Raw genomic sequence first — 23,551 nt, forward strand, 5'->3', positions numbered from 1 at the left:
TTGTTTGTTTATTATTTGTTATTTAGCAAATCTAAAAACTGTAAAGCGTCAACTAAAAAGGTACATCATCGTCATTAAACACATCTCTTGCGGGAGGCAAGTGTTGCGTCATATTGGCTCCTCCTTCATTAATTGCTGAGGAATAAACTCCATCACCTCCTGGGAAACCTTCTAATCTTGCGTCTTCATCTAGGTTATCAAACTTACCGTACATTCCTAAGAATTTCAGGCGGATATTATCCAACCCCCCGTTTCTGTGTTTTGCAACGATAAATTCAGCTTGTCCAGCGGTAGGTGAACGGAACTCATCATCCCATTCTTCAATTTTATAGTACTCTGGTCGATAGATAAACGATACGATATCCGCATCTTGCTCAATAGCTCCAGACTCCCTTAAATCCGATAATAAAGGACGCTTTGAAGTCCCACGAGTTTCCACTGCACGTGATAACTGAGATAAGGCAATTACAGGAATATCTAACTCTTTAGCTAAGGCTTTCAAGTTTCGAGAAATGGTTGAAATTTCTTGCTCACGGTTTCCGCCACCTTTCTGACTTCCACCAGCTGTCATCAGCTGTAAATAGTCAATAACAATCAGTTTAATACCATATTGAGAGGCCAAACGCCTTGCTTTTGCACGTAAATCAAAAATAGAAAGAGAAGGTGTATCATCGATAAACAAAGGAGCTCGTTCCAAATCTTTTACCTTAACGTTCAATTGTTCCCATTCGTGTTTTTCTAATTTACCTGTACGAAGTTTCTCCGAGGACAAACCTGTTTCAGAAGAGATCAAACGCGTGATCAACTGAACCGATGACATCTCTAGAGAGAAGAAAGCTACTCCTGCCCCAGCCTCAATAGAGATATTACGCGCCATTGACAATACAAAAGCCGTTTTTCCCATTCCGGGACGTGCTGCAATAATGATTAAGTCACTGGGTTGCCATCCGGAGGTTAATTCATCTAACTTGTGAAAACCAGTTGGCAGTCCACTCAATCCTTCTTTCGTACTGATTTCTTCAATTCGCTTTTTCGCTTGAGCTACTAAGCTTTGTGCTGTTTCAGAACTTTTCTTAATATTTCCTTGTGTAACCTCATACAGTTTAGCTTCGGCTTTATCCAATAAATCAAATACATCCGTCGTTTCATCATAAGCATCTTCAATAATTTCATTCGAAATACGAATCAGACTGCGTTGAATAAATTTCTGAAGAATCACACGAGAGTGAAATTCAATATGAGCAGAAGAACTGATCTTTTGCGTCAAGCTAACCAAATAAGCATCCCCACCTGCCGCATCCAATTTGGCATTTTTGCGAAGCTGAGCTGAAACCGTCAGCAAATCGATGGGTTGATTTCCCACGAATAATTGATCGATTGCCTCAAAAATATACTTGTGTCCTTCTTTGTAAAAGGCATCTGGTTGAAGAATGTCAATTACTTCATCGATCCCCTTCTTATCAATCATCATTGCACCTAAAACCGCCTCCTCAAAATCAGTAACTTGAGGTGGTAACTTTCCTTTTTCTAAAGCAATAACATCTTTAGTAAAAGAACTGGAATAGGTACGTATATCTTTTGCTTTTTCCATAGTGCGAAAATAACTCTTTTTTTACTTGTATCTCCTTTACATTTAATAAAAATAACCTTTTTAAATGTGATTAGCGGAATAATAAAGCACAAAAAATCCGAGCGATGCTCGGATTTTTTTATTGTAAATTTTTCTATTTAACTTTTGTATTCCCCCATTTCGAAGTACTTTTCCATGCGTTGGTCTAGTAATTTATCTACTGGTGTTTTAGCTAATTCTTTGTGTGTTTTTACGATATAATTACGCACTGATTCGAAAGTAGCCTCTCGATCCGAATGCGCTCCTCCTAATGGTTCAGCAATAATATCGTCAACTAATTTATTCTTTTTCATATCGTACGAAGTCAATTTCAAAGCTTCAGCTGCTTGTTCTTTGTACTCCCAACTTCTCCATAAAATAGAAGAACACGATTCAGGTGAAATTACCGAATACCACGTATTTTCCAACATTGTTACACGGTCACCTACACCAATACCCAATGCACCGCCTGAGGCACCTTCACCAATAATAATACAGATGATTGGCACTTTAATTCGGAACATTTCATAGATATTACGAGCAATTGCTTCCCCTTGACCTCTTTCTTCAGCTTCTAGTCCCGGATAAGCACCTGGCGTATCGATTAAAGTTACGATTGGAATATTAAATTTCTCTGCCATTTGCATTAAACGCAAAGCTTTTCTATATCCCTCTGGATTAGCCATTCCGAAGTTTCTATACTGTCTTGTCTTTGTATTGAATCCCTTTTGTTGACCCACAAACATAAAACTTTGATCTCCGATTTTACCTAAACCACCGATCATCGCTTTATCGTCTTTTACATTTCTATCTCCAAATAGTTCTAAAAACGTATCTCCGCAAAGTGCTTTAATATAATCAACAGTATAAGGTCTATTTGGGTGGCGCGACAATTGTACACGTTGCCAAGGACTCAAATTTTTATATATGTCTTTCTTTGTCTCTTCTAATTTTTTCTCGATCTGTGAGCAAGTTGTCGATACATCTACATCAGATTCCTCCCCGATTAACGTACATTTTTTTAACTGCTCCTCAAGTTCTTTAATAGGAAGCTCAAAATCTAAATATTCCATTTATGAATAATTTTTAGTTTCAATTACTAATCACAAAGATAAAATTTTCCTCTATATAGACCTCTATATTTCGCTAACTTTTATCTTTTTCCTGTTTTTAACAATAGCATTTAGTACTACTGTACTCAATATTAATAGCGCTCCGATGTAAAATTCGGTGCTCATTTTTTCACTGTCTTTAAAAATAAGGATTGCCAACAAGATTCCGTAAACAGGCTCAAGATTAACAGTAAGCATTACAGTAAACGGAGTAATATATTTCATTACGTAGACTGAACCGATAAAAGCAAAAGCGGTGCAAAAAGTACCTAAAACTAACAACCACAGCCAATCTGAAGTTGTTACGGTAAAAAATTCAGCTGTAAATCCACCACTAAACAACAAGTATAAAGACAAGATCAACACACCCCCAACCATTTCATAAAAGGTAATAATAGAGGCCGATGCTTGCTTAGCAAATTTGCCGTTAATAATCGAAAACATAGCGGATAAACACGCTGAGATTAAAGCTAAGATAATTCCTTGAATATATTCCATGCTCACACTAAAAATAAGCGCTAGTGCACATACCACCATAAACCCGAAAAGAACTTCATAAGCAATGACTTTTCTTCTATAGAAAATAGGTTCCAAAATAGAAGTAAAAAATGCACCCGTCGACAGACAAGCCAGCGTAACAGACACATTCGATATTTTAATCGCCCAGAAAAAAGTTAGCCAATGCAGTGCAATAACCACACCTGCAGCTAAAAACTTTATCATATTCCCTTTGCTTTCTTTCAGTGTTTGTCGTTTAAAGGCAAATAGAATAAGTAAAGTAATCACGGCTATCACAATGCGATACCAAACCAAGGGCAACGCTTCTAAGGTAATTAGATTACCTAAAATAGCTGTAAATCCCCATACAAAAACAATGAGGTGTAACAGCAAATGACTCTTAACGTTATCTGCGAGCATTTCGTAATAAAAATATAGCTAAAATTGAAAATGTAACATTGGGAATCCATACAGCCACCAAAGGCGACATACTCGAAGCTTCCGCTAACACACTAAATATTTTGTCAAAGAAAACATAGATAAAGGCCAAGGCAATACCAATAGCTAAGTTAATTCCCATTCCTCCTCTTCGCTTCATTGAAGATACAGATACGGCGATAATGGTCAAAATAAAAGCAGATACAGGCACGCTGTATTTTTTGTACAACACGACCAAATGGACATTGATATTGGATGAACCACGCATGCGTTCTTTTTCAATAAAACGCTTCAGCTGCCCCAGTGTCATGGTCTCTGCGGCATAGACAACGGGACTTAGATCATCGATATCAAATTCCAATTGCAACTCCTTTGCATCTGCAAATTCTAGCTTATCTCCCCCTTCGCCAACTGATCGTTTGAAATAATCGTACAAAGTGTACAATTTTGTTTCCGCATTCCATTCGATGCGCTTTGCCTCAATCTTTGAAACTAGGGTATTCCCATCAAATTCTTCTAGCGTAAAATTATATCCTGTATTATTTCCGTAGTTAAAATTACTAACGAAAATAAACTCATTGGCATTAATTTGTTTGAATACATTTTGACTTTCCCGAACCTCATCTCTTTTGAGATACTTGTATCGAAAATCATTATAACCAGCACTAGCTCTAGGTACGATATACATCGACATGGCAAGGGCTAATAAGGAAATCATCGTTGCTCCTATTAAGTAAGGGCGTAAAAATCGAGTAAAAGAAATACCCGAGCTCAAAATTGCAACGATTTCTGTGTTATTTGCCAATTTGGAGGTAAACCAAATGATGGAGATAAACAGAAATATAGGAAATAACATATTGGCAAAATAGACCGTAAAATCCAAGTAGTACATCACTGTTGCCTGTACAGGAACTTTATTTTCTAGGATTTTATTTATTTTTTCCGAGACGTCAATAACAATACCAATAGGTACAAACAACAAGAGCATCACAAAAAAAGTGGCTAAATATCGCTTTAAAATATACCAATCTATAATTTTCATCTGTAAACTACTTTTGCTATTTGACCTTCGTTTCTTTTTACAATCTTACACCTAACTGCTTTACCATTTTATTTTTCCAGGTAGTGAATGTTCCTGCTAGGATCTGTTGACGAGCTTCTCGCACCAACCACATATAGAAACCTAAGTTATGAATAGAAGCAATTTGCTTACCTAGTGATTCATTAGCAGCAAATAAGTGTCGCAAATAGGCTTTTGAGTATGCTGTATCTACCCATGTATGTCCCATTTCGTCAATTGGAGAGAAATCTTCCTCCCATTTTTTATTTTTGATATTAATAATACCATTGGCTGTAAATAACATCCCGTTTCTTGCGTTACGCGTTGGCATTACACAATCAAACATATCCACGCCAAGGGCTATATTTTCTAATATATTAATAGGTGTCCCTACCCCCATTAAGTAACGAGGTTTGTCTACAGGCAGAATAGAAGTTACCACATCTGTCATCGCATACATTTCTTCTGCAGGCTCTCCAACTGATAAACCTCCAATAGCATTTCCTTCTGCTCCAACATTTGCGATATACTCTGCTGATTGTTGACGCAAGTCTTTATACGTACTTCCTTGCACAATTGGAAATAGCGCTTGGGAATACCCATATAGTTCTGGTGTTTTATTAAAATGTGTCACACAACGATCTAACCAACGGTGCGTCATGTGCATGGAGCGTTTTGCATAGCGATAATCACAAGGATAAGGCGTACACTCATCAAAAGCCATGATAATATCCGCCCCGATTGCGCGTTGAATTTCCATTACATTTTCAGGAGAGAAAAAGTGGTATGAACCGTCAATATGCGATTTAAACTTTACTCCTTCTTCCTTAATTTTTCTATTTGCAGAGAGAGAATACACTTGGAATCCCCCACTATCCGTTAAGATATTGCGGTCCCAATTCATGAATTTATGCAAACCACCTGCTTGTTTTAAAATTTCTACTTTTGGACGTAAGTACAAGTGATAGGTATTACCCAAAATAATATCGGGATTAATTTCTTCCTTCAATTCTCTTTGATGTACTCCTTTTACTGTTGCCACTGTTCCAACAGGCATAAAGATAGGTGTTTCAATTACACCGTGATCCGTAGTAATTTTTCCAGCACGTGCACGTGACTGAACATCAGTATGTAATAATTCGAACTTCATATTATCTATTTACAACTTGCAAAGATAATTTAAAAGTAGTCATTCGCCCTAGTTTTTATCTATTTTTCTACTTTCTACAAAATGCGGTATTTAAAGAGAAGAACCACAACGATTGGTGCCCCGAATAACGCTGTAATTGCATTGATAGGCAATACCGTATTATTGCTAATTTGCGTTAGCATATCACAGAGCAGCATCAATATACTCCCTAGAAACATACTACCTAAAAGCAAGGTTCGATGGGTATTTTTTTTCCATACCATTCGGGTGATATGAGGAACGGCTAAGCCTATAAACGCAATAGGTCCAACAAAAGCTGTTGCCCCACCCGCTAATAAACTTGCAGTAATAATCAACCAATTTCGGGTTTGTTTGACGTTTATCCCCAACGAGGCGGCGTACGCATCGCCCAATAACAAAGCATCTAGTCTTCGAATCAATAGCAAAGCCATAAGTACACCTATACCCACAACCAGTCCGAAAAGCACGAGCATCTCCTGAGAGAGATTACCCAAACTACCTGCCATCCAGACTACGTATTTTTTCAGTTGATCTACTTGGCTAAAATAAGTTAATAGCGCTATTATGGCATTGGCAAAGCTGCCAAACATCAACCCCACCAAAAGTACGGTAATAGAATTTCGAACTCGATTAGACACTGCTAAAATAAGCAATAGCAGAATAAAACTACCGAGTATAGCTACTAGAAGTAAGGTGTAATTTGACGTTACATAAGAGGTTAATACCGCAGGAACGGCGGTACCTCCCAACAGAACGAGTGCAACCCCTAGTCCCGCTCCCGCACTGATTCCTAAAACATAAGATTCAGCCATGGGATTTCGAAAAAGCGTTTGCATCAATGCGCCACTGACCGACAGGGCAATACCAACCAGTATAGCTGTAATAGCTTTTGGCAAACGATAGTGCAAGATGATATACTCCCAAGAAGATTTTTCTCCTTCTTGTCCGGTCAGAATATTCCAAACTGAAACAAAAGGAATATGCACACTTCCCCAAGAAATATTACTTACAAATAGGACCAAAAGTAGGACAATACCCAACAGCCCATTTAGTTTTGTTGCCCTCATTTATTTCAATTGTCGATAAAAATACGGTTGATACGTGGGTAATACCGTTGGATGTAGTATGTGAATTAAATCTTTCAAAACTAGATCTGGTCGCAGTGCACCGAGTTCATAAAAAAGAGCGCCTCCTGTGGCTCCTTTTGTAGGCGCAAACGAATAAACTCTTTTATTTTTAAATGCTTCAAACTCTTTGTAATGTGGATTGGCCGCAGCTAAATCGGCTAAAGACTCATAATGTCCTGGATTAATCCAGTATTCAGCCTGTTGTGCTTGCTCCAAAACTTGTTCAAAAGAAAGAGACAAACTTCCAGTCCCTTGCGTTTCTTTCCAAAGGTAACTCGCTCGTGCATCCTGAAAGTAGATGCCCGCCCAACTGTTTCCCTCTGGTAAATACCATACATCTCCATACATCACTCCACTGAGTACAGTAGGTTGATTCACCACTTTTTCCACGACTTGTAAAGTCGAAGTATAGTCCTTAACCAATTGATCAAAAAATCGATTTGCCTCTTTTTCTTTAGCAAATAAAACGCCAAATAGCTTAATCCACTCTGCCTTTCCCAGGGGATTCTGTTCGGTCCAATCTCCATTGTATAAAACGGGAATACCAGCTTGTTCGATTGTTTGCAATGCTTTATTGGAATGGTCCATTGCAAACGTCATTAAGACATCCGGTTGTACATCAATCAGTGTTTCTACATTTAGAGCATCATTTTGACCAAGCTCATGTACATATCCTTGCTCAATTCGATGGCGAGCAGACGTCGTAGAGACATAATCTAGTCCTGCAAATCCAAGGAGAGAAGGAATTTCATCGAGCACCTCTAAAGCGGGAATATGCGTTGTTGATGTACAAGCAATGGTCTGAATTGGAATTGGAATTTGAGTATAGTCAAGCAAAGAATCCGGAACTTGTGCTTGTGCTTTCCTTAATACATAAGTAAACTGTTCTTGTGCCCCCACCCAAGGTTGCGTAATTTGAACAACGTAGAAGTCTTCTTGGGCAACAAGAGTAAACCCCTTTGCATAAGTAATCAGCGATTGTTGTGTCACTTGTTCTGTTACTGCTGTTGTTTTATCCTTACAGCTACTAAACAAAAGTAAGCCCAGGCATCCTAGAAGATAAAAAGCTATTTTTTTCATGTACTCAAGTCTTTACCTTGCAAAAATAAGCTTATTTCTTTTATTGGGTGAGAAGAAGGAAGAAAGAAGAGACGAAGCGAAAATCGCAACGCAGTGCAAATCGGAGCGAAGCGAAAATCGTAGCGAAGCGTAGATTCATCGAACACCAAAACCAATATTAACTAGGTGAGATATATTCATCGAACTCCAAAATAAAATATAAACTAGGTGAGATATATTTATCGAACACTAGAATAAATATAGAATTGGAGAGCTATATTCAGTGCATACACCTCTCCAATCTCCTCATTCCTAACTAAAATAAAATCGTTTAATTTTAAACTTTAAATCTTTCTTTTTGTAAAACCTAAATTGAAATTTAATAGTCTCTAGCCACAAACGGATAAAAACCTCTTTAGAGTTTTTACCAATTAATCGAGCATAGTGTTCAGCCATCTTTTCAATATCATGAATATTAGTTGTTAGATGCGCTAAGTTTTTCATGCGATGCGTAAATGACATTTCTTGATTAAATTTCATTCGATTCAAATCGACCAAATAAAATTCATAGGTCCCGTCTTTTTGGTGTTTAATCAATGTATTCCCTGGCGAATGATCAAGAAAATTAATCCCTTTCTCATGTAAACCGTAAGAAAATCGAACAAATTCCTCCAGGATCACCTCCCTATTGGGATAATCCTTTTGGGTAATTAAGTCGCGATACGTTAGTTCAGCCTCCACCAATTCAGAAATATAATAGGTATTTCTAATTCTTGAGGGGGTGCTATACTCAAAGTACGCAACAGCTTGTGGATTAGCTACTCCTAGTTTCTTTAATTTTTCAGCGTGTTCAAAGGACCTCAATCCTTTCGGTTTTCTAAAAAACTTGTACACATATTGATTAAGAACATTGGGTATTTTAAAGGATTTAATAGCAACTCGTTGTCCGGTTGATAAGGTGGCGATTTTGATTGAGTTTCTAGTTCCTTTAAAAAGATAGGTAGTTAATTCGTCATAGTTTTTAATTAAATTAGTTAATTCTTCTTGTTGGTTTTGATATAAGGGATGTACTAGTGTTTTCACCCTTAGTTGAGTCACATATAAAATACTTTTTGTTAACCTGCAAGTTACTGCCTTTTTAGGAAACTCCCCTTGACACCAAACAAACACAAAGCACTCACTTACAACACATTACAATACATTAAAAATATAGAAAGCACAAAAACAACCTTTTAAATACCTTCATTAAATTAAGAGTAAAAGTCATATTACGTTCCCTAACATAGCTTTATCTTAGTTAAAAACTACCTACTTACGTTATTTAACACTAAATCAAAAATAATTTCTCAACCTATAGGGTCTGATACGCGTTTATTTGATTTTTACGAATTTCTATATAATTCGCGTATTTCCAAGTCTTTTTAAAACTGAAACAGTTCTTTTTATTCATTTTATACCTTTTTAGTTCAAAACATTCCGAACTAAAAAAGAAAAAACAAACAATTTTATTTTTATTTGAGTACTTAAAGGATTACAGAGCTCTTTTGTTAATATTTGTTAAACAACTCTTTTTTTGATTCTTTTCTTCCTTAATTAGCGCCGACACCCTATACGAAAACCTCCCTTTATTCGTTTTAAAAACAAGGAATAACCAAGTAATATGCCTCTGTTTCCGCTAGTACACCGTCTAACATTATAGGTATTTGAACGCGTATAGTAGGTTATAAGTAGATGCTTATAAGATAATTACTTGTATCTCATATAATTTTTATCGTTTAGTTCTTGTTTATTTCAGAATAAAAACTAATTTTGAGAAAGATAAAAATTAACATTTTATTAAACTTTCACTTTCGTGTAATACTAATACTATGCAACTAAATATGAAAAAACTTTTATTTCTAGCACTATCATTATCAATCCTTTCAACATCTTGTAGTACATCAGATGACCCATTTGTAGAAAAACCAATAGCACCAAATCTTGATAATGGTTTGATTATATTAAATGAAGGAGGTTTTCAATTGAATGATGCTTCCATAGGATTTGCGAGTTTTGCTTTTGATAAATACCACGAAAATATTGCTATTACACCAGAAAAAACACTGGGAGATGTAGCACATAGTATTGCATTTAAAGACAACAAAGCATATGTTGTGATGAAAGGTTCAAATTCGATTGAGATTTTTGATCGTTATACATTTAAGCACGAAGGATCAATCCAAGAAGGATTAAATCAACCGCTTTATATCGCGTTCGCAAATAATTTAATGTACGTAACAAACGCAGAGACCCATACTATTTCGATCTATGATTCAAACAACAAGCTTATACAAGAAGTTGACATGGGAGAGGCGGTTGGTCAAATCATCGCTTGGAATACTAAACTATATGTTCAGAAAAATATTTCTGAAACGAAAAGTGAAATTGCAGTTCTTAGTTCCAATTTCGTTGTAACTAAAAAAATAGCTATTGAAAGTGAGTTAAAGGGAATAGCGGTTCTTGGCGATTTCGTTTATGCGATTTCATCGACAACTGACAAATCATATTTCTATAAAATAGATGCGCATACGGATTCTAAAGTAACAGAATTCTTCTCAACGAGAAATTCAAATGCGAAGAATCTTCGTTTAGACAACAATGACTTATACTATACTAGTGCAAATCACGTCTATAACTGGAGAACAAGTGACACTAATGTACAAGTTACCCCTGTAGTAAGCATCCCAGAAGAAAAGTTCAATGACGCTTCTTCTTTCTACGGATTTAATGTAATCAATGCTACGATTTACATTGGAGATGCAGGAGACATGAATGAAGAAAGTACGGTTGATGTCTATCAAAAAGGAAAAAAAGTAAACAGCTTTAAAGCGGGAATTCTAACAAATAATTTTTACGCTAACTTCAAAAAATAAACAAAAGAGTCCAAATGGACTCTTTTTTATTTGTCTCTTATTCACACTATCTTTTAAAAAAGTGACAATAGTTCCATTATATTTCCTATTTTTACTTTAGATATTAATTTAGTTCGCAAGAATAATGAAGAACAAAAAAAAATTCACCTACTTCATTGTTGGTATATTGGCCATTAGTTTACTTGTGTTGATTGTACAAACGCAATACATCAAGACAACACGTACAACCTCAGAAGCCAATCTGGGAACTTTTACAAATCCAGAAATAGCTTACCAAGAGTGTAAATCTATATTAACTGAGGTTTCTAAAGCATTAAATACGGGCGATACGACAAATTAAAATAGCATGAAACGAATTATACCATATTTACTTTTTTGCTTTGCCCTTTGCTCAGCAAATCAAGCTTTGGGTCAGGATACTTTTTCGAAGTTTGAAAAAAACAAAAACATCAATAATGTTATTGTAAACAAAAAGATGTTTGAAATGATGGCTAATGTTAAAGTCGAAGCGACGAATACCGAAGAACAGCTTTACTTTGACCTCATCAAAAAATTGAATAGTCTACGCGTTTTCAATTCAAAAACAGCCGAAGTAAAAAACGAAATGAATGCAACTGTTCAAGACTACGTCAAAACAAAAAACTTAAAAGAGTTAATCAACAAAAAAGACAATGACGCAAAAATTGTCATTTACATTGACCAAACAGGAACAAATCAAAATATTTCTGAGTTAGTAATGCTTAATGACAGTGTAGATTCTTCAAAAGAAACTATTTTAGTTCTCATCACCGGAAACTTCAGCTTAAAGGAGCTTTCCTCTCTAACTAAAAAAATGAATCTTCCTTTAGGGAATACCCTAGACAAGCTATAAAACATCAAAGCCCCTTTTTTAAAGGGGCTTTTTTTATTATTTACAATAATCAACTGACATTTATCAGACTATATTAATATTATTTTTCATAAATTAGTACAGAATAACATAAATAAACACGTATTATGAACTTAATGAATTTACCTCTGTACAATTTTGCTAATGGCACATTTATGATCATTATCTTTGGGTTAGTATGTGTGGGACTTGTCGTAGCAATCTTCATGTTTATGGGAGGAAGCCCAAAAAAGGAAGATGATGATGAAGAAAACAAACTAGACTAAGATCAAGACGATATAGCATTTACAAGAAAAAAATTGTGATGGTTATTCATCACATTTTTTTCTAATTGCTCAACATTGGGCATGAAATTTTATGCCCTAATTTTACGCCATTGCTGTGCACAATTCGATCAAGAATCCGTTGTAATCGGTGACGTAAGCAACGGTTTGTCCCCAAGGTTTCACCTGACTCTCTTCATACAGCGCCCCTCCTACTGCTACTACTTGAGCAACAGCTTCTTCAACGTTTGCCACAACAAAGCCAAGTTCTATACCAAAAACGCTCTCCTTGCTAGCTGAAATAAAACCTTTTGACAAATTGGATGTAGCGAGTGCTTCTGATGCAAACGCGATCGTTGTTTCACCAGAAATTAACTCTGCATAATCGCCTTCTGGAGTGCAGAACTTGCGTTCAAATCCAAACGCCTTTTCGTAAAATTCAACGGTAGTTTCTACCTGTTTTACATACAAAATAGTATAAGAATATCGAATCATATTTTTTGTCCGAATATACAATTTGATTTTAGTAAAAAAACATACTCAATCTTCTTTTCTCATCACTCTTATCGTTTTCTAATCTACCATTAAATTTCTTTAATGTTAATTTTCAAGTACTTATAAGTTTTATTTTTGTTTAAAAATTTAGCTTATGAATATTTTACTTGTTGAAGATGAAACGACGGTATCGAATTTTATTCGCAAAGGATTAGAAGAAAGTCAACATCATGTAACGTTAGCTTATGAAGGTTTTATGGGGTTAAAACTCGCCATGGAGCAAGAGTTTGATCTCATCATACTAGATGTAATCCTTCCAAATATGAATGGTTTTGATATTTGTCAAGAGGTTAAGAAGTACAAATCGGATATTCCTGTTTTAATGCTCACCGCCTTGTCTACCTTACACGATAAAATCAAAGGCTTTCATATGGGGGCAGATGATTATTTAACCAAGCCTTTTCATTATGAAGAGCTTTTATTGCGTATTAATGCCTTAACGCGTCGCAATAAAATGACCTTACCTAGCCTTGAATACACCGCAGATAATTTAGTAATGAATTGTTACAAAAAGAAAGTTTATCGCGATTCAGAAGAAATCAATCTCACCCAAAAAGAATATCATTTGCTTGAATATTTTTTACTCAATAAAAATCGCGTACTCAGTCGTGCTCAAATTGCAGAAGCAGTTTGGGGGATCAACTTTGATCGAGGGACAAACCTCATCGATGTCTACATTAACTATTTGAGAAGAAAGATCAATAAAAATCAAACAACCCCTTTAATACAAACAGTAATTGGCATGGGGTATATCTTAAAAGACGAGTAATGAAAATAAGAACCCGACTTTCCCTACAGTTTATTGGCTTATTTGCCATTTTGCTTTTGAGTGTATTAACCTCCATCTACTTTGTAGTCGCAACCCAATGGAAAAAGAATTTCTTTCGCCAATTGGAGGATCGCGCCATAACGGTTGGTCATAACTACTTAGCGGAAGACAACTTCACCCCAGCCGAATATGAAGAAGTGCTCCGCAAATTTCCGAGAACACTTCCCAAAGAACAAATACGCATCTATACCTCTTCTTTTGAGCCGACTTATATAGCAGAACGAGAATTAAAATGGGATAAACAGTTATTAAGTCAAATCTATATTCAAAAAAAAGTACAATTTAAGCAAGATGGGGACTATATCGTTGGTGTTTTTTACGAAGACAATTCTGGTGATTACATCATCGTAGCTAAAGCAACCAACGAAAATGGAGAAAAAGATTTACAACAATTGCGCAACATCATGCTTTTTAGTTTATTTATTGCGCTGCTTATTACTTTTGTTCTCTCTCGCATTTTTTCAAATTCGCTGTTGAATCCAATCAAAAGCATGATCAAGCACATCCAAGACAAAGATGTTGAAACACTGATCCAACCGATTCCAGTGGAACATATGTCAAATGATGAGATCAAAATACTAAGCAACACAATTAATATGTTATTTTTGCGTCTTCATTTATCCTTTGACAATCAACAGTCTTTTGTTTCACATGCATCACACGAATTAAAAACGCCAATTGCTTCCATGATGGGGAACGCAGAAATTACTTTGCGCAGTTCGCGTTCTACTGCTGAATATCAAGAAGTCTTGGAGGGCATTGTCAGAGATGCTAGTCACATTGATCGAATCATCAGTAACCTACTCACCTTATCTCAATTAAATAATGCTTGCTATTCGTTGATTGACACGTCTTTTGAAACTTTTTGGTGGACTGTTATTGATCACTTACTTGCGAAACAAAAAGATTTAAACCTCAACCTAACCTTAGAAACACAGGAAGAATTGTATGCGCTCTACTTTATTGGGAATTCACATTTAATGGAAATAGCCCTTTCGAACATCATTCTCAACGCGCATAAATTTTCCAATCACGCACCGATTCAACTCACTTTAACAACAGACAATTCTGCTATAATAATAGCTATTGCTGATCAAGGCATAGGTATACAGCAAGAAGATTTGGACAAGCTTTTTCTCCCTTTCTTCCGATCGCCTAATGCATTGGGAATTAAAGGTACAGGATTAGGTTTGTCGTTGGCCTACAAAATTGTAGAGTTACATCAAGGTACATTAACCGTAACTTCGATTCTACAACAAGGAACAACGGTAACAATCCGCCTGCCCAAACACCTTAAAAAGACACATTAATTTTCTTTAATCTCTTTTTAATTCCTTCTTTATCTCAATTTAAAGCGCCTCTAATCTGTTGCTACTAGGTTTGTATCCTCAATAAATACAAACTGATATGCGCAAAACGAAAAGACTTTTGGTTACTTTAGTATGCTATTTTGCTTTAATAAGTGCCCAAGCTCATGATAAAAAAACTCCCATTTTGGTCAGAGATGCTGAAACCTTACTCCCCTTACCCGGAGTAACGATAGAGAATATCAGCAAAAATGAATATAGTTTTACCTTAGAGGATGGTTCTTTCGATTTGACGACTGAACAAGAAGAAGAAACCATCCAATTGCGGTTATCGTATTTGGGATATCAAGATCAAGTACTATCTTTTACTGCCGATGCTATTCCCGATACGATTGACTTACTCATCGAGGAGAACGTATTAGATGGGATTATAATCACGGGTTACACGAAACAATCCAAATCAAGAACCACAGGTGCTATTGGAAAAATTGAGGCTAAAGCATTAAACCAATTACAAGTAAGTTCGATGGATCAAGCCTTACAAGGGCAAGTACCGGGTTTGTATGTAGCCTCCCCCTCAGGTCAACCTGGAACACCGGGGCGTGTTACGATTCGCGGTATTGGATCTTTACAGGATGAAAACACCAACCCCTTGTATATTTTAAATGGAATGCCCATTTCACCCGAAACATTTACCGCTCTACCTGCAGAAGACTTTGAGGATATCACCGTTTTAAAAGATGCAGCTGCTACCGCTCAATATGGGTCAAGAGGAGCGAATGGGGTTATTGTTGTAACCACCAAAAAAGGAATACCTCAATCTCCTTTGCGTGTTGCCTACCAAACGCAATTGGGTTTTGCTCAAGCGAACAACAGCAAATGGGATATGATGAACACCAATCAACGTTTGCAATTTGAGGAACTCTTACAAGACCCTAATTTACCAGGTTGGGCTTATTCTGCGCAGAACCCTTATAAAATAGTTCAAGGCAGTATAGTAGCCAAAACGGATGAAGATTATATTCGAGATGCTCAACAACTTGAACAGTTGAGACAGACAAATATCGATTGGCGCAAGAAATTACTGCGCAAAGGAATGCTACAGTCCCATGCGTTAAGTCTAACAAGTGGTTCCGAAAAAACACAACACTACACCTCTTTTACTTATGCCAATCAAGAGGGGGTATTATATAATTCAGGTTTAGAACGATTTACGATTAATTCAACTATTAACCATCAAAGCAAACGCTTTAAGGCTGATTTTTTCATTAACTTGGCACATAGCAACAGTAAAGAGTCCGAATCGGATTTTGACGTCAGCGAAACCAACCCAGTCGCTTCTCTTTACTTTGCTTTGCCTTATGAAAACCCTTATGATGAACAAGGGAAACTACAACCAGGGGTGAATCGATTCGGTACAAATGCATTAGCCATGTATCAAGAGGTAAACCGAAAAGCTACAAGTCTAAAAGGCGTATTATCCAGCAATTTTTCCTATGCTATTACGGATGAATTAAAACTAACCTCAACCTTAGGGGTAGATTACAGCAAGTATTCCAATACCCATAGTATTAAACCCGATTCCTACTTTGGATCCTTAGTTGAAGAAGGAGGAAAAGGAATGTACAGCCAAGGAGATCAAAATAAGATCAGCACCATGAGTAACGTAGGGTTTAACTACAGAACTCAATGGGATCGACACGAACTTGAGGCTATTGGACTAGTTGAAATCAACCGATACAAACAGGATTATCATGGATTTACAGGATTTGGATTGGTTTCTGGTTTGGATCAAACACCTGGCGGTATTACACCAGGCTCACCTGAAAATGACTTTATCCCAAAAATCGAAGGAGGAGCTTCAGAAAATGTATTGCTTTCTCAACTAGCTTTACTGCGTTATTCTTTTGAAAATAAGTACACCTTAACGGGTAGTTTGAGAAGAGATGGATCTTCTCGTGTACCTTCAGCCAACCGATACAAATACTTCTATGCACTTGGCGGTAATTGGAATGCAAAATACGAGGACTTTCTACAAGATGTAGAGGTTATCTCTACTGCAAGATTGCGTATAAGCTATGGATTAACAGGCAATGCAAATGGATTTGCCAGTGATTTCGGCTATCGTCGTTTGTATGGTCCTGGTCCATATAACGGTCAAGCAGGATTAGTACCTACCACGCCAGGAAATGCCGATTACAATTGGGAAATGAATCGCATCTTTGATGTGGGAATTGAGATGGGATTTTTTCAAAATCGCCTCGTTACCGAAATTGATTTCTACAACCGTATAACGAGTGATCTCTTCTTGGATCGCACGTTATCCATGACGTCTGGCTTTGAATCCCTGCCTTCTAACTTGGGTAAAATACGCAACCGAGGCATTGAATTTAGAATTGGAGGGGATCTGATTCGACAGGGAGATTTTACGTGGAATATGGGATTAAATCTCGCTTTCAACAAAAACAAGATTCTGAGTTTAGGAGAAGAAGACGAAATAGTAACAGAAGATTACTCCATTCACCAAGTAGGAAAATCGCTTGGACACTTTTATATGGTACGTTGGGCGGGTGTAAATACACAAACAGGAGCTCCACAATACTTTGATAAGGAAGGCCATATTACTGATGTTTACGATCCAGAAGATGCCGTACTTGTTAAAGGTAGCTTTGATCCTTCTTGGAAAGGGGGAATCACGACAAACTTTCGCTACAAAAACTTAGAAGTAAGTGCGTTATTTTCTTTTATTAAAGGAATGTATCGCCTCAATACGGGTGAATTTTATCGCACTGCCGCAGATCCGAATTACCGCATTTACAACCAATCAACGAGTATGCTCGAGATGTGGCAACAACCCGGAGATGAAAGTAGTAATCCTCATCCAAGTTATACGAGATACTTAACAGATCGCGAATTGCAAAAGGCAGATTATTTAAAATTGAGAAATGTAACCATCAACTATAAGATGACTCAATTCAGGAGAGCCAGTAAATTCGTCAAAGAAGTCAATGTATTTGCGCAAGGGTCAAATTTGATTACTTGGACCAAATGGAAAGGACAAGATCCTGAAGACGACAACAACTGGTACCAATACGAATATCCACTACCTCGCACCATCACAGCGGGTGTAAAAGTAATTTTCTAAAAACACAACACATGATACATACAACAACCTATACCCTAAAAAAGTTTGCACTGCTTCTCTTGTCTTTATTTTGCTTGACGAGTTGTGACCATTTGCTTGCTATTGATCCCAAAGAAAATGTCGATTCGGATCAAATGTACCAATCCGTTCGTTATTTTGAACTTGGCGTAATAGGCGTTTACAACAATTTGCATTTGGAGTACTCCACGTTATTGGGTTCCATTATGGCGGATGATTGTCAGTTGAGCAGCGAAAATACAGGAGTAAACGGTTATGCGGTTCAGCTGAATCGCTGGATCTATAGTTCAGATGACGAATTGCTGCACGAAGCGTGGAAAGATTATTATCACACTATATACAAAATCAATAACTTACTGGAGAACCAACATCGCGTTCCTCAAGAAACGGCGATTGACAAGGAAAAGATGGTTGCTTTAGAGGGTGAATTAAAAGGTTTACGCGCTATGGTCCACTTCGAATTGCACCGCATCTTTGGAGATTCTGATGCAAAAACCGGACAAGCATCAACGGTTCCTTACGTTGTTGATACAGACTTGTACAAAAAACCAGGAAAGACCCTCAAAGAGAATTACTACCATGTATTATGGGACGATATCCAAGCAGCGGAAAAACAATTGACCGATACGAATGTTCCAACGCGATTTTCACTTGCTGCAACACAGGCACTTGCTGCTCGTGTGGCTTTATATCAAAAAGATTACAACCGAGCAATTAACTATGCAAGTAAAGGAATTGATCAGTTCCCTTTGGCAACGAAAGAACAATACACTGCTTTATGGCAACAAAACCAAGCAACAGAAGTTATCTTTAAACTCGCTCGAAATAACAGTGATGATCTTCGTCCAACTACTTTATGGTACAACTTCAATACGGGAAAAAGCTTATTTTATGCTTCTTCTAAATTAATTCAATCCTATACGGGAAGCGATATTCGATCGATGCTGTTTTTTGGAGCGGAACAACCCCATCAAATTGCCAAATACTCCGGAGAGTACAATGAAAATAGAATTAGTGACTTACCTGTATTTCGAACGGCAGAATTATACCTTATTCGCGCAGAGGCTCTTTTCAATTTGGGTGCACAAGAGCAAGCTTTGGCAGATATTCAGGCATTAGAAGAAGTGAGAACAGGAATTGTCACCACGACCCTACTCAAAGAAGAACGAATTTTAATTGAGCGCTTTAAGGAATTGGCTTTTGAAGGACATCGTTACTTCGACTTAAAGCGTTTGGGTCGAACACTAGAACGCAATTCGGAGGATTTAGCCACTGCTTCGGACCATTCATTACTTCTGTTTGACAGTCCGCTATATCAATTGCCAATTCCGTTGAAAGAAATACAGAGCAATCCGAATTTGTGAGGTTTATGAGGTTTGTGAGGTTTATGCTTGGTGAGAATTGTTTTTTGTAGAAAATTTCACAACCTCACAAAGCGCAAACCTCACGATTTCACAAAAAGAATCTATCCTTCAAAATCTCCACAATCGTGTACTTCAAAAGTTTCCAACAAGCTGCGTAAGGTATAAAAAGAAGCTTCTCTAAATAGCGATTCATCTATTTCCTCACCGATTACTTTTAAACTGTAAACTGGATAGTCTTCCACTTGTTCAAATACAAACGTATGAGATTGCGTGTGAATACTAATTTGCGCACCGTCTTCTTCCACGGATTTGATTGTATAAGACAACTGACTACTGAGGTCACAAGCATTCATTACGGTAATCATTTCTCCGTCAATCAAGATATTGACTACATCACACGCATCGCAGTTACCACCGAATTCCAATCCATATTTCGTCGTTACTACAGTAGAAGTAGGGTCGACAATTTCCATCGGAACAAGCAACTCACTGCTAATTTTTTTTAGCGTTTCTGTTTTTTCAAACGCTTTTGCGGAATGTTCAATTGTAGTCCCTTCTTTTGTTGTGGTGTCTTGTTGTGTACTTTGTTTACACGCTAGCGTGAACAAACATACAATTGTGAGTGTCAATAGTTTTTTCATGTAAGTCAGTTTAAAACAAAGGTAATATTTCTACTAGAAAATTTAAATAGGTTGTTGTCCTTTTGATTGGTTCTCTTTTGTTATCCATCGACTGCCAAACAAAAATAAACCACATCTAGCAAGAATACCCCAACAACTCTAATTAAACATGGCATACGCATTGCCATAGCTGCTTGTATAAAAGTCAAAGCTACAAACAACAGTTCATACCACAGAACACTTCGTTTGGTAGATCCTATACGCATGGGACTCTTTGATTTATTTCTCTAGCACTATACTATAAAAAGTATGCTCATGCGCTTTCTCATGTGTTTTTAGAGCGCTAAAAATCTAAAAGTCTTATCTTAGATAAAAAATTATAGACTATGGCAATTTTTATTGGAATCGGTATTCTTGTTCTACTTGTTCTGTGGTACATCGCTACGAACAATAGATTAGTAGCATTAAAAAACAACAGAGAAAATGCATTTGCTGACATTGATGTACAGCTCAAGCAACGTCATGATTTAATTCCTCAGCTGGTTTCTTCTGTAAAAGGATATATGGAACACGAAGCAAAAACTTTAGAAAAACTGACGCAAGCCCGTACAGCTGCGATGCAAGCGGGAGATATCAATACTAAAATTCAGGCTGAACAACAACTTTCTTCCGCCTTAGCGGGATTGCGTGTTGCAGTTGAAGCTTATCCTGATCTAAAAGCGAATACGAACTTCTTACAATTGCAAAACGAAGTCTCAGATATTGAAAATAAATTAGCTGCTGTACGTCGCTACTTCAATTCAGCTACAAAAGAATTAAACACTGCGATCGAATCGATTCCTTCAAACCTTGTTGCAGGGATGAAAAACATGAGCAGACAACCTTTCTTTGAGCTAGCTGCTGAACAGCGCACTCAACTTGATGTTGCACCTGAGATTAAGTTTTAATGGCATACGTTGGTTTACATACGCAAATTAGAAGAAACAACACCAAATCGGTTCTCCTTTTATTTTCTTTCCCTTTATTAATTTTATTGGGAATCATTTTTATTATCGGATACTTATCAAGTTGGAATTGGGCATCAGCTTATGATCCGATCTTACAAGTTACTCCTATTGTTTTTGCAGTCGTTGGGATTTGGTTTGTTATTTCTTACTTTTTTCACAACCAAATGATTCAACGAGCCACACATGCAAAACCACTAGAGCGAAAAGACAACATACGGGTGTATAATCTAACTGAGAACTTGTGTATGTCAGTTGGGATGCCGATGCCTAAGCTTTTCATTATTGAAACGGAGGCTTTAAATGCCTTTGCTTCGGGGATCAATCAGAAATCACATTCAGTTACCTTAACCCGGGGAATCATAGAGAAGTTAGACGATAAAGAATTGGAAGGGGTTATTGCGCATGAACTCATGCACATTCGCAACAACGATGTGCGATTACTCATCGTCACTATCGTATTTGTAGGAATTTTGGGTGTTATTCTCAATTTATTATTGCGCGGATTATTCAATGGTTTGGGACGAAGACGCGGAGGAAAAGGCAATGGAGGCGCTATCATTATCCTTATTTTGGTAGTCACGCTAGTGATCTATTTTTTCTCTATGGTCTTTAAATTCGCCCTATCGAGAAGCCGAGAATATATGGCTGATGCGGGTGCAGTTAGCATGACCAAAGATGCCCATGCTCTAGCTAGTGCATTGCGTAAAATCAGTGGAAACTCCAAATTAGAAACGACCAATAACGAAGTAAAAGAACTCTTTATTGACAACAGCGATGAGTCAAAAAGCAAGGGATTCTTGGGGGATATCAGTTCTATTTTTAGTACCCATCCTCCAATCGAAAAACGCATTGATTTTCTGGAAAAGATGTAATCTAACGCATTTTTATCCGATTTAAATTTTAAAATGAACTCGTATCAATACAACATACAAACACCTTCAACCATAAAAAGGGATGAAGGTGTTTTTTGTTTTATCTTTATCACTACTAAAACAACTATTATGCATCTTACTGAATAACAAAGAATTGCTGTTAAATAAGCGAATATTTCGCGTATTACAAAGAAGAATTACTGCTATAATGGTGAACAGTGTCCTACAAACTGTCAACCGTAAACTGTCAACCGTTCCCCAACTCAATCCTCTCTACTACCATCAGCAGCCATACGGACAATTTTAGGTATAAATTTGGCAACCACGTCCACTAAATCCCCTTGTGCGGCCATCACTTGGTGAATATCTTTATACGCCATCGGTGCTTCATCTTTACCTGCTCCGATGAGTTCCACACCGTGATCTTGTAGAACAGCCTTTATATCGCTTGCTTTTAGCGTTTTGATGGCTTGTGTTCGACTCATCTGTCTTCCTGCACCATGAGAGGCTGAGTTTAGCGCTTCTTCTTCTCCTTTTCCTCTCACCAAAAAACCAGGTGCAGTCATGGAACCAGGAATAATTCCCATCACTCCTTTACTCGCCGGTGTAGCTCCTTTACGGTGAACAATCACCGCTTTACCTTGGTACATTTCCCTCCATGCAAAGTTATGGTGGTTCTCAATTTTAGCCAACACTTCAGCTCCAATGGCTTTCGTCAATTTAGCGTGAATCACCTCGTGACAAGCGGAAGCATAATCACCAGCTAAATTCATCAAAGCCCAATATTCTTGTCCCGCTTCTGAATTTAAATCCAAATAGGCTAAATTTTGTGCTTCATGCGGTAACTTACATTGTCCTTTGGCAATTTGGGTATAACGCCCCGCAATCATCGCCCCCATCCCCCTCGATCCTGAATGAGTCAACAAGGCTAAATAGGTTCCTTTTTCAATGTTCAATATTTCATCGCGTTCCATAAATTCCATCAACCCCCATTCCACAAAGTGATTTCCACCTCCCGAAGATCCCAATTGTTCCCATGCTTTGTCTTGTAAATTCTTGATAAAAGGGTTTAGGTTAAATTCTCCACGGTCTAAAATCTCATGCTGAGCTTTATACTGACCGAGAAACCCATGCCCTGCTCCAAACTTGGTATGTTTCACCAACTGTTCTTTTAACAAGGCTTCCATTCCATAGAACTCCACCCCCTTAATATCAAAAATAGACAAGGCCATTCGACATCCAATATCCACCCCTACTCCATAGGGAATCACCGCATGTTCTGTGGCTAACACCCCACCAATAGGCAATCCATACCCTTGATGCGCATCGGGCATTAAAGCCCCTGCAACCGCCACAGGTAATTTTACCGCGGTTTGCATTTGGCGGATGGCTCCTTCTTCAATATGTTGGGATCCATATACACTATAAGCCACACCTTCTTCTCTCAAGGGAATCGTGTCTTCCTCTTCTCGCTGACCAACGCCTTCGATAATAGCAGTTGCTAGTTTTCCAAATATCTTATGATTGATGTAATCTTCCGCATTATCCAACACCATTTTGTAATGAGCTAACATTTCTATTTTCGTTAACCCTGTTCTCTTTTTATTTGCCTTTAAGGCTATACCCAATAAAGCTGTTTGTGGGTATCCTAAGGCTATTAAATCGTTTCCGTTTATTGTTGTATTTTCTTTCATTT

At 37.3% G+C, this 23,551-nt stretch carries 22 protein-coding genes; 10 read left to right on the forward strand and 12 right to left on the reverse strand.

All coding sequences use genetic code 11. The annotated features are described in order from the left end of the window. Window positions 1–52 precede the first annotated feature (52 nt). The 8 genes from dnaB to ACPDG9_RS00500 all read right to left on the reverse strand — a co-directional run bounded on the left by dnaB (window position 53) and on the right by ACPDG9_RS00500 (window position 9,157). Window positions 53–1,591, reverse strand: a complete 1,539-nt coding sequence (gene dnaB, locus ACPDG9_RS00465) for a replicative DNA helicase (RefSeq protein WP_430525899.1) — start codon at window positions 1,589–1,591, stop codon at window positions 53–55. 137 nt (window positions 1,592–1,728) lie between these two features. Then, a complete protein-coding gene (locus tag ACPDG9_RS00470) occupies window positions 1,729–2,682 on the reverse strand; it encodes an acetyl-CoA carboxylase carboxyltransferase subunit alpha (protein WP_430525900.1) in 954 nt (317 codons plus the stop codon). A 63-nt stretch (window positions 2,683–2,745) separates the two neighbouring features. Continuing rightward, window positions 2,746–3,639 (reverse strand): DMT family transporter, encoded by an 894-nt coding sequence (locus ACPDG9_RS00475; protein WP_430525901.1) that lies wholly within the window; start codon window positions 3,637–3,639, stop codon window positions 2,746–2,748. Further along, window positions 3,626–4,699, reverse strand: a complete 1,074-nt coding sequence (locus ACPDG9_RS00480) for an LptF/LptG family permease (RefSeq protein WP_430525902.1) — start codon at window positions 4,697–4,699, stop codon at window positions 3,626–3,628. Before ACPDG9_RS00480 ends, ACPDG9_RS00475 begins: the two co-directional genes overlap by 14 nt. A 37-nt stretch (window positions 4,700–4,736) precedes the next feature. Continuing rightward, complete coding sequence (gene tgt / locus ACPDG9_RS00485) at window positions 4,737–5,867, reverse strand: tRNA guanosine(34) transglycosylase Tgt (protein WP_430525903.1); 1,131 nt, start codon at window positions 5,865–5,867, stop codon at window positions 4,737–4,739. Between the two features lie 74 nt (window positions 5,868–5,941). Continuing rightward, window positions 5,942–6,955: a FecCD family ABC transporter permease gene (locus ACPDG9_RS00490; protein WP_430525904.1), complete on the reverse strand. Its 1,014-nt coding sequence runs from the start codon at window positions 6,953–6,955 to the stop codon at window positions 5,942–5,944. Continuing rightward, window positions 6,956–8,095 (reverse strand): ABC transporter substrate-binding protein, encoded by a 1,140-nt coding sequence (locus ACPDG9_RS00495; protein ID WP_430525905.1) that lies wholly within the window; start codon window positions 8,093–8,095, stop codon window positions 6,956–6,958. 291 nt (window positions 8,096–8,386) lie between these two features. Beyond that, complete coding sequence (locus tag ACPDG9_RS00500; RefSeq protein WP_430525906.1) at window positions 8,387–9,157, reverse strand: lipopolysaccharide kinase InaA family protein; 771 nt, start codon at window positions 9,155–9,157, stop codon at window positions 8,387–8,389. 797 nt (window positions 9,158–9,954) lie between these two features. On the opposite strand from ACPDG9_RS00500, the gene ACPDG9_RS00505 reads away from it, so the two are divergent. The 4 genes from ACPDG9_RS00505 to ACPDG9_RS00520 all read left to right on the forward strand — a co-directional run bounded on the left by ACPDG9_RS00505 (window position 9,955) and on the right by ACPDG9_RS00520 (window position 12,141). Continuing rightward, on the forward strand, window positions 9,955–10,986 hold the full coding sequence (locus ACPDG9_RS00505; RefSeq protein WP_430525907.1) for a YncE family protein: 1,032 nt from the start codon (window positions 9,955–9,957) through the stop codon (window positions 10,984–10,986). 124 nt (window positions 10,987–11,110) lie between these two features. Next, entirely contained in the window at window positions 11,111–11,326 is a 216-nt protein-coding gene (locus ACPDG9_RS00510) for a hypothetical protein (RefSeq protein ID WP_430525908.1), read from the forward strand. Between the two features lie 6 nt (window positions 11,327–11,332). Then, window positions 11,333–11,857 (forward strand): DUF4252 domain-containing protein, encoded by a 525-nt coding sequence (locus ACPDG9_RS00515; RefSeq protein ID WP_430525909.1) that lies wholly within the window; start codon window positions 11,333–11,335, stop codon window positions 11,855–11,857. 125 nt (window positions 11,858–11,982) lie between these two features. Further along, window positions 11,983–12,141 (forward strand): hypothetical protein, encoded by a 159-nt coding sequence (locus ACPDG9_RS00520; RefSeq protein WP_430525910.1) that lies wholly within the window; start codon window positions 11,983–11,985, stop codon window positions 12,139–12,141. A 102-nt stretch (window positions 12,142–12,243) separates the two neighbouring features. On the opposite strand, the gene ACPDG9_RS00525 is transcribed toward ACPDG9_RS00520, so the two are convergent. After that, complete coding sequence (locus tag ACPDG9_RS00525; RefSeq protein ID WP_430525911.1) at window positions 12,244–12,633, reverse strand: VOC family protein; 390 nt, start codon at window positions 12,631–12,633, stop codon at window positions 12,244–12,246. 154 nt (window positions 12,634–12,787) lie between these two features. Between ACPDG9_RS00525 and ACPDG9_RS00530 the strand changes: the two genes are divergently transcribed. The 4 genes from ACPDG9_RS00530 to ACPDG9_RS00545 all read left to right on the forward strand — a co-directional run bounded on the left by ACPDG9_RS00530 (window position 12,788) and on the right by ACPDG9_RS00545 (window position 19,356). Then, window positions 12,788–13,462 (forward strand): response regulator transcription factor, encoded by a 675-nt coding sequence (locus ACPDG9_RS00530; RefSeq protein ID WP_430525912.1) that lies wholly within the window; start codon window positions 12,788–12,790, stop codon window positions 13,460–13,462. Further along, entirely contained in the window at window positions 13,462–14,832 is a 1,371-nt protein-coding gene (locus ACPDG9_RS00535; protein ID WP_430525913.1) for a sensor histidine kinase, read from the forward strand. The genes ACPDG9_RS00530 and ACPDG9_RS00535 overlap by 1 nt, the downstream gene beginning before the upstream one ends. Window positions 14,833–14,929: 97 nt before the next feature. Continuing rightward, window positions 14,930–17,974, forward strand: coding sequence for a SusC/RagA family TonB-linked outer membrane protein (locus ACPDG9_RS00540; RefSeq protein ID WP_430525914.1), 3,045 nt, complete (start codon window positions 14,930–14,932; stop codon window positions 17,972–17,974). Between the two features lie 11 nt (window positions 17,975–17,985). Next, on the forward strand, window positions 17,986–19,356 hold the full coding sequence (locus ACPDG9_RS00545) for a RagB/SusD family nutrient uptake outer membrane protein (RefSeq protein ID WP_430525915.1): 1,371 nt from the start codon (window positions 17,986–17,988) through the stop codon (window positions 19,354–19,356). Window positions 19,357–19,457: 101 nt separating this feature from the next. On the opposite strand, the gene ACPDG9_RS00550 is transcribed toward ACPDG9_RS00545, so the two are convergent. After that, on the reverse strand, window positions 19,458–19,997 hold the full coding sequence (locus ACPDG9_RS00550; protein ID WP_430525916.1) for a hypothetical protein: 540 nt from the start codon (window positions 19,995–19,997) through the stop codon (window positions 19,458–19,460). Window positions 19,998–20,077: 80 nt separating this feature from the next. Beyond that, the gene (locus tag ACPDG9_RS00555; RefSeq protein ID WP_430525917.1) at window positions 20,078–20,242 is read right to left on the reverse strand and encodes a hypothetical protein; all 165 of its coding nucleotides are present in this window, start codon (window positions 20,240–20,242) and stop codon (window positions 20,078–20,080) included. 120 nt (window positions 20,243–20,362) lie between these two features. Between ACPDG9_RS00555 and ACPDG9_RS00560 the strand changes: the two genes are divergently transcribed. Continuing rightward, entirely contained in the window at window positions 20,363–20,923 is a 561-nt protein-coding gene (locus tag ACPDG9_RS00560; RefSeq protein WP_430525918.1) for a LemA family protein, read from the forward strand. Further along, entirely contained in the window at window positions 20,923–21,855 is a 933-nt protein-coding gene (locus ACPDG9_RS00565; RefSeq protein WP_430525919.1) for a M48 family metallopeptidase, read from the forward strand. Before ACPDG9_RS00560 ends, ACPDG9_RS00565 begins: the two co-directional genes overlap by 1 nt. A gap of 263 nt (window positions 21,856–22,118) precedes the next feature. Here ACPDG9_RS00565 and ACPDG9_RS00570 read toward each other — a convergent pair whose 3' ends face one another. After that, entirely contained in the window at window positions 22,119–23,549 is a 1,431-nt protein-coding gene (locus ACPDG9_RS00570; protein WP_430525920.1) for an RtcB family protein, read from the reverse strand. Between the last annotated feature and the right edge of the window lie 2 nt (window positions 23,550–23,551).

Source organism: Myroides sp. C6-3, from assembly GCF_050522425.1.
Taxonomy (GTDB): domain Bacteria; phylum Bacteroidota; class Bacteroidia; order Flavobacteriales; family Flavobacteriaceae; genus Flavobacterium.